The following is an 8,412-nucleotide window of genomic DNA, read 5'->3' as shown; positions in this document are numbered from 1 at the left end:
GAAAAGGCATGCCCTATTTAAAAACGTTCTGCACACATGCTAAACTAATGGTACAAACAGGACCGGAGGAACAATCATGATCAAACCCGAACTTGCAGAAAGCATCATTTCAGAAATGAATCACCTTATTCAGGAGGAATTAATCGTTGCCGATACATCAGGTACGATCATTGCCAGCACGGATAAAAGCAGAGTCGGGACTTTTCATGAGGGTGCGCTCATCTGTATACGGGAAAAAAACACGCGGGTGATAACAGAAGAAGATCAAAAAACACTTAAAGGTGTGAAAGCAGGCATCAATCTTCCTGTCTTTTTTCAGAACCAGATTGCCGGGGTCATCGGGATTACAGGTGATCCCGGACGAGTATCGCCATACGGGGAAATCCTGAGAAGAATGACCGAGCTTTTAATGAATGAACGCTATTATTCCGAGCAGGTTGAATGGCGTGCGCGTGCAATTGAAGCTTTTGTCTTTGACTGGGTTCAAAAGTCAGACTGGACAGAGGAATTTATCAGTCAGGCGGAATTGCTTGGGATCGATCTGACGCTTGAAAGACAGGTTCTTATCGGTCACTGTTCAAGCGAAAAAGAAGGACTGATCAGCCAGCAAACCCTGCTTGATCTGATGCATTTCTTCACAAATGAAACAGCTGACGTCTTTGTCCGCTGGGGAAACGACCGGTTCGTCATTCTTATGGCCGGTCATAAGAAAAAAGAACGGACACACCATTTCGCCGGACAAATCCGTGATTACCTCAAAAACCGGTACGGGCTTGATTTGTCAATTGGAATAGGTCAGCCAGCTTCCCCACAGCACGTTCCCCTTTCATTTCAGCAGGCAGACCGGGCTTTAAACACGGCGAAAAAAACAAAAGGGATTGTGTTTGATGATGACCTGCGCCTGGAAATGCTTCTGAAGGAGATTAAGAAGGAAACTAAAATGGACTTTGTCAGCAGAACAATCCGTTCAATGGAACATGAGAGAGAACTTGTCGATACACTTCAAACATTCATCCTGCAAAATCAATCCTTTAAAGCTGCAGCAGACGTTCTTCATATTCACATCAATACCCTTCACTACAGGATGAAACGGATCGAGGAACTTACGGGATTGAATCCCCGCCATACACATGACATGACGATCTTATATCTCGCTCTTCTCTTTTTAGATGAACAGCCAAAAAAAGAATAAAAAAGCCGCAAATATTTGGAGGATTAACCATAGTTAATCCTCCTTCTCTTTTTTATGATAAAGGTACTTATTCGTTCATTTATAGAGGAGGACTGTTTTATGATATCCGAACAATTAAAAGCAAAGCTTCAGGCCATTTCAGGTGCGGAAAACTATGATGACAGCCGTGCAGGCCGACTCGTCTATTCCTACGATGCGACACCTCAATTTCAATCCCTTCCTGACGCTGTAATCGCTCCGAGAACTACTCAGGAAACGGCGGAAATCGTTAAACTATGCAATGAAAACGGAATTCCACTTGTCCCGAGAGGCTCAGGAACCAACCTTTGTGCTGGAACATGCCCGACAGAAGGCGGAATCGTCTTGCTGTTTAAATATATGAACCGGATTCTTGAGATCGATGAAGAAAACCTGACTGCTACTGTAGAGCCCGGTGTCATCACCCTTGATTTGATTCATGCCGTTGAGGAAAAGGGCCTGTTCTATCCGCCTGACCCAAGCTCGATGAAAATTTCGACCATCGGCGGAAATATTAATGAAAACTCCGGAGGACTGCGCGGCCTCAAGTATGGCGTAACACGCGATTATGTGATGGGACTTGAAGTCGTTCTTGCAAATGGAGATATCATCAAAACAGGAGGAAAGCTTGCAAAAGATGTGGCGGGCTATGATTTGACCCGTCTTTTCGTCGGCTCGGAAGGAACGCTTGGCATTGTCACAAAAGCCATTCTCAAGCTCATTCCGATGCCTGAGGATAAAATGACGATGCTCGCCCTCTATCAGGACTTGGAAGCGGCTGCGAAATCGGTGTCCAAGATCATCGCCGGCAAAATCATTCCGACCACACTCGAATTCCTTGATCAGCCAACATTAAGAGTGGTGGAGGATTTTGCGAAAATCGGACTGCCTACTGACGTAAAAGCCGTCCTTTTAATCGAGCAGGACGGTCCGACTGATGTCGTGAAAAGAGATATGCTGAAAATGGCTGCCATTTGCGAAGAGGAACATGCGGTATCTGTAAGAGTCGCAGAATCAGAAGAAGAAGCAGACGGACTCCGGACAGCCCGCCGCTCCGCCCTTTCCGCTCTCGCACGGCTGAAGCCGACAACGATCCTCGAGGATGCAACCGTCCCCCGTTCTGAAATCGCCAAAATGGTCGTGGCCACAAACGAAATTGCTGAAAAATACAGCTTAAACATATGTACATTCGGGCATGCCGGTGACGGGAACCTCCATCCTACCTGCTTAACCGATGTAAGGGATCATGAAGAAATCGAACGTGTGGAAAAAGCGTTTGAAGAAATTTTCATCAAAGCAATTGAACTCGGCGGGACTATTACAGGAGAACACGGAGTCGGAGTCATGAAAGCTCCTTATCTTGAACTAAAGGCCGGAAAAGAAGGAATTGCCGCGATGAAAGCCATTAAGACCTCCTTCGATCCAAATAACATTATGAATCCGGGTAAAATGTTTGCAAAAGACTCCAGAAAACGGGTGGTGGTTTCGAAATGACAACGGTTAAAGAACGTGAAACCATTCAGGAGCAGTTTAAAGAGCGGATGAACGAAGACGAGCTTCTGAACTGCATGCGCTGCGGATTCTGTCTTCCGAGCTGTCCGACCTATATCGAGTCGGGCTTTCAGGAATCCCATTCCCCAAGAGGACGAATCGCCCTGATGAAAGCGGTAGTGGATGGCCTAATTGAACCTGATGAGGACGTTGAAAAATCACTAAACATGTGTCTCGGGTGCAGAGCGTGCGAGCCGGTCTGCCCGTCAGGAGTCAATTACGGCCACTTGCTTGAAGAAGCAAGGGACATTATCAACCAGAATAAAAAACACTCGATGCCTGTGCGGACGGTCCGCAAAGTCGTATTTGACGGCCTTTTCCCTCATCAGGAGCGCATGCGTACGTTAACAGGATTAATCGGATTTTATCAGCGATCAGGTCTGCAGAAAGCCGTCCGTTCCACTGGAATGATGAAGCTTTTACCCGACAGTCTGTCATCAATGGAAAAAGTGCTGCCGGAAATTCCAACACGAAAAGAAATGAAAAACCGGCCAACATACCTTCCTGCCAAACCGGAGAAACGAAAGCGCGTCGCCTTTTTCTCAGGCTGTCTTATGGACACGATGTTTATGAAAACAAATGATGCCACCATGAAGCTGCTCCAGCTCTCGGGCTGTGAAATTGTCATCCCGGAAAATCAGGCCTGCTGCGGGGCCCTGCATGGCCACAGCGGAGAAAAAGACTCGGCCAAAGACCTTGCAAAGCGGAATATCAAAGCCTTTGAAGACCTGCAAGTTGACTACATCATCACAAATGCAGGAGGCTGCGGCGCCTTTTTGATCGACTATGACCACCTGCTGAAGGACGACGCAGAATGGTCAGAACGCGCAAAAGACTTCTCCGGGAAACTGAAGGACTTTACAAGCATTCTGGCCGAACTTGAATTTCATAAAATGAAACTGAAACTGCCGCACCAGGTCGTCACCTATCAGGACTCGTGTCACTTGCGGAATGTCATGAAAACATCCAGCGAACCGCGCAGGCTGCTGAAAGCCATCAAAGATATCGACTACCGCGAAATGAAAAACGCCGACAGCTGCTGCGGGTCGGCCGGCATCTACAACATAGTCGAGTCAGAGATGTCGATGCAGATCCTGGACACGAAAATGAAAAACGCCAAAGCAACAGGTGCAGTAACCATCGTTACCGCCAACCCCGGCTGCCTGCTCCAAATGAAACTCGGCATCGAGCGCGAGGGGCTATCGGATAAAATCAGGGCTGTACACATCGCTGATTTGCTGCTTGAGGCGGTTGAAGGATGAAGGTTGAGCAGAAATAAGAAGACGTGTATCCTATGCTATTTGTACACGAGCAGGAGATTATAACGTACGATTCTTGCTTATCTTATGCTATTTGTACACTGGCTGAAGATTATAGCGTATGATTCCGTGCTTATCTTATGCTATTTGTACACTGGCTGAAGATTATAGCGTATGATTCCGTGCTTATCTTATGCTATTTAAACTCTGGCTTGAGATGATAGCGTACGATTCCTTGCTTATCTTATGCTATTTGTACACTGGCTTGAGATTATAGCGTACGATTCCGTGCTTATCTTATGCTATTTGTACACTGGCTTCAGATTATAGCGTACGATTCCTTGCTTATCTTATGCTATTTAAACACTGGCTTGAGATGATAGCGTACGATTCCTTGCTTATCTTATGCTATTTGTACACTGGCTGAAGATAATAGCGTATGATTCCGTGCTTATCTTATGCTATTTGTACACTGGCTTGAGATGATAGAGTATTTTAGGTTGTCTCTTATACTACAACTTTTTTAACGGCCACTGATTACGGCTTAAAAAGCAAATCAATCTTACACTATAGGAATCTGTTATCTAATCATAATAATCTGCATAAATAAACACGAATAAAAACCGAAAAAGGGTGAATTTGACTGGTTATACTCAAATTCACCCTTTTATATTTAGGTCAGATCCACTTTTTCTACATTCTTTTCCTGCTGCGGAGTACGATTCCTGCCAGTGCTGACACAACGGTCAGCGCCCAAGTCGTGCTAAAAGCAAGACCAAGCCCGATGTTTGCATCCACATAAACAGTGACAGCCTCATCGTAAAGCGCATACAGAACTGGACTCGCAGAGATTAAAAAGCCTGCTACCACAAGTGCAAGCTTCATCTTAGTTTTCTTCCTGATGCTTTTTAAAACCAGCCAATACGCACCGGCAAGCGCTGCAAACGTAACAGCAGTCATCCCTGCAAGATAGAGCATGGTACTTCCTCCCTTTTGCTGATTGATGACTCTAATTTATTCAGCGGGGCTATTCCCTATACCCATAGTCTGATACTTTTGATCCCTGTCAGCAAACCCCTGTTTAACCTTTAGCCAATCTTCGTTAACAATTGAATATACTGCGGCATTTCGTATGTATCCGCAAGAAAGAATTCTTTCATTTCTCAAAACCCCTTCTTTCACTGCCCCCAACCTTTCAATTGCTCTTTCGGAAGGGATATTTCTTTCATCTGTTTTGAACTGAACTCTTACCATTCCCAAATCTTCAAAACAGTAACTCAGAAGCAAGTATTTACAGACTGAGTTTACAAACGTTCTTTGAAACTCTTTAGCGTACCAGGTAGATCCCAGTTCACAGGATCTCTGCTCAAGATTGATATCAAATAATCTTGTCGTTCCAATGATACGATTTTCGTCCTTTAATAAGACGGCATATGGCAATGCCTTTTCTTGTTCCCTCAAGCGTACAGCTGACCTTACCCACTGCTCCATTTCATCCAGAGTTTGAATCTCACTTAGCATAAAACGCCATATCTCCGGGTGGTTTGCTTCAAACAAAGATGAAGAATGGTGAATTTCCAAGGGGATTAACTTGATTTTTTCATGGTCCAGAGTTTGCTGAATTTGAAAAATCGTTTGATTCATGTCTCCTCCTGACATCTGTATAAATGGTTTTGTCTATATAACTAGTACAATTCGTTTAGGTGTATTTCCTTCATTTTTAATAAAAGAGTTCTCCGAATCCCCATTAAGTACAAAAGGAACTCCTTTATGATTCAGGAGTTCCTTTTGTAAATCAAGTTATTCGGACTTTACACCTGTATTAATTTCTTCCTTTTTACGATCAGTGATGGCAATGATTGCAGGAAGAATGATTAAAGCACTGATTAAACAGAGCAGTGTATCTAACACGGTAGTAATTCCAAAAGAGCGGAGCATGACAAAATCAGAGAACATCAGCGTACTGAATCCCGCTATAACCGTTAATCCGGAAGCAGTAATGGCTCTTCCTGTTTTTGAGAGAGCTTTTACTAGAGCGGCATCACGATTTAAGCCCTTTTCTCTTTCTTCCTGATAACGTTCCATAACAAGAATAGTGAATTCACTTCCTATTCCAAGAACAAGAGAACCCAACACAGCTGTTAAAGGATTAATTTCCACATTGAGCAGATACATGACACCTGATGACCAGCCAATCACAAGCAGGATCGGTATAACGGGATACAGAGACATTTTTATGCTTCTGTATACCGCAAGCAGGCCTGCTATAATGGCTGCTACTCCTACTAATGTAGAGAAATGACGGTTTTCAGTCATAGACCCGACTGATTCAATGTTGATAATTTGAGAGCCTGCCGGAACAATGGAGATTCCTTCCGGGGTTTCTATATTTTTCGTCATTTCATCTAATAGAAGCTTTTGTTCTTTCATGCCCATGTCCCCTATCGAGAAAGACATAGATGCAGCTTTTCCATCCTCGGATAGAATATTTTCTTTTAGTTCTGAAGGTATACGCTTAAGTGACATATCGATATTTGCTTGTTCTGCAGGTACTTCACCGTTGTTTCCTTGCTTAACGGCATTAACGATACTCGTTCCTTCTTCCAGTTCAGGATGATTTTCAAGCTGGTTTTCCTGAAAGCTGTCCATCCATTCAACGACTTCTGTTTTGGTTACATCGTCAGCCTTTATCATAAACGTCAACTCGTTTGTGCCGCCAACAATTTCCCTTATTGAGTCCAGCTCTTTTAGTTCCGGTGCATCCTGTGGCATGAGGTTTTCCATATTGGTTTCGATTTTAAGCGAATGATCCATGGAGAAGCCCGCAGCTGCAAGCAGCAAACCAGTTACTATGATGATGATTGGTCTTTTAATAACGCGACCTGCTACCTTGCTCATTAAGTGCTCAACTTTACTCGGAGCAACCGTTTTATGAGAAACATGTTCTTTGTCTCTCAGCTTAAAAATAGCAAACATGAGAACGAAACTAAGCGAATACGACACAATGACACCGACAGAGAGCATAATACCGAAATGCTGAATCATTGGCACCTTTGAAATCAGCAGCGTGATAAAACCAAGTGTCATAGAAAAAACAGCAATCCCTACTGATGGCCCCATCTTGCGAATAGATTCAGAGATTGCTTGCTTTACATGTTTCCCTGCCTTGAGCTCTTCGTCATAACGGTTATGAAATTGAATGGCAAAGTCTGTTCCAAGACCAATTAAAATCGGCAGAATGGCCATAGTGACCATACTCATCGGTACGCCCAAGTATCCCATGATACCGATTGTCCATACAAGGGAAATCAGAACGACAGGCAATGACAGAAGTCTCCATTTCACCGGAAAAATAACAAATAAGATAATGGCCATAAGAACAATGGATAAACCAAGCATGAGAGACATATCACTGATCATGCTGTTATAAATTGCTCCGTAAATTTTGGGAGTCCCTGAAATTTTCGTTTCAATTCCCTCCAAAGATGCTTCACTTACATTGTTTTCTACTTTTTTCACAAGTGCGGGAAGTTCGCTGTAAGGAATTCCGCCTTTTATTTTCATGGTGATCATGGCATGTTCACCATTTTGAGGCATTAATTTTGTTAATTCGTCTCTTATATCTCCATTCTGGTTAAAAATCACACTTTGGATGAATGCCGAATTATTCAGTCCCGGCTCTCCCGCTTTTTGCATCTCCTCAAACTGTGTGCCGTATTTCTCCTTCAGTTCACTAAGATACTTTCCTTGCACACGCTTTGCTGTCTCCTGTTGTTCGAGAGGGGATGCTCCTTTTTCGGCCGCTTCTTTTACTGCCTTTGAAACATCATTTTCCAAACCTTCTTCTGCAGTCTTTTTCATCATTATAGCTTCACTGACAGAATTTTCCAAAAGATTCACATAGCTGAAAGAAGTTTGTATTTCGTCAATATCCTTTAATTCTTCTTGAAGTACACTGATTTTTTGAATCGTTGATTCAGTTAACAATGAACCATCTTTTTCTGACAAAAGAATGAACAGGGTATCACTTCCGAATTTATCCTGATACTCCTCTGTAGCTTTGTAGATGGGATCATTATGAGCTATCATCGTTTCCTGCCCTAAATCAACTTTTATTTTAGATGCACCGAACCCAACCAAAATCGTCGCAATCAAAATCCACATAATAATCTGCTTTGGTTTGGAGTTGACAGCATCAGCTATTCTCTGAAAAAGTTTGTTCATATGTTATTCCTCCTATTTTAAATAGACATTTTGTTCAATAAAATGATATTAACTAATTTTATTAAACACAATGTTCATTTTCATGTTAGTATGATAAAGAGGAACATTCAATAATCAGAGAAGAATGGAGTGTATACTTTTGAACAATAAAGTTATAACTGTTTATTA

At 43.0% G+C, this 8,412-nt stretch carries 6 protein-coding genes; 3 read left to right on the top strand and 3 right to left on the bottom strand.

Translation table 11 applies throughout. From position 1 onward, the window contains the following. Positions 1-76: 76 nt before the first annotated feature. From AZ46_RS01530 to AZ46_RS01520, 3 genes are all read left to right on the top strand, one after another. Positions 77-1,192: a CdaR family transcriptional regulator gene (locus tag AZ46_RS01530; RefSeq protein ID WP_029282140.1), complete on the top strand. Its 1,116-nt coding sequence runs from the start codon at positions 77-79 to the stop codon at positions 1,190-1,192. Between the two features lie 99 nt (positions 1,193-1,291). Next, entirely contained in the window at positions 1,292-2,704 is a 1,413-nt protein-coding gene (gene glcD, locus AZ46_RS01525) for a glycolate oxidase subunit GlcD (RefSeq protein ID WP_029282142.1), read from the top strand. Beyond that, positions 2,701-4,023: a (Fe-S)-binding protein gene (locus AZ46_RS01520; RefSeq protein WP_029282144.1), complete on the top strand. Its 1,323-nt coding sequence runs from the start codon at positions 2,701-2,703 to the stop codon at positions 4,021-4,023. Before glcD ends, AZ46_RS01520 begins: the two co-directional genes overlap by 4 nt. Before the next feature lie 690 nt (positions 4,024-4,713). Here AZ46_RS01520 and AZ46_RS01515 read toward each other — a convergent pair. The 3 genes from AZ46_RS01515 to AZ46_RS01505 all read right to left on the bottom strand — a co-directional run bounded on the left by AZ46_RS01515 (position 4,714) and on the right by AZ46_RS01505 (position 8,244). Then, complete coding sequence (locus tag AZ46_RS01515) at positions 4,714-4,998, bottom strand: hypothetical protein (protein ID WP_081870109.1); 285 nt, start codon at positions 4,996-4,998, stop codon at positions 4,714-4,716. A 36-nt stretch (positions 4,999-5,034) separates the two neighbouring features. Next, positions 5,035-5,664 (bottom strand): GNAT family N-acetyltransferase, encoded by a 630-nt coding sequence (locus tag AZ46_RS01510; RefSeq protein ID WP_029282146.1) that lies wholly within the window; start codon positions 5,662-5,664, stop codon positions 5,035-5,037. Between the two features lie 156 nt (positions 5,665-5,820). Continuing rightward, complete coding sequence (locus tag AZ46_RS01505) at positions 5,821-8,244, bottom strand: efflux RND transporter permease subunit (RefSeq protein ID WP_029282148.1); 2,424 nt, start codon at positions 8,242-8,244, stop codon at positions 5,821-5,823. Positions 8,245-8,412: the final 168 nt, after the last annotated feature.

Origin of the sequence: Metabacillus indicus LMG 22858, assembly GCF_000708755.2 — a bacterium.
GTDB classification, from domain to species: domain Bacteria; phylum Bacillota; class Bacilli; order Bacillales; family Bacillaceae; genus Bacillus_P; species Bacillus_P indicus.
Note: the sequence above shows the minus strand (reverse complement) of the source record. Positions and strands in the feature narration are given on the sequence as shown.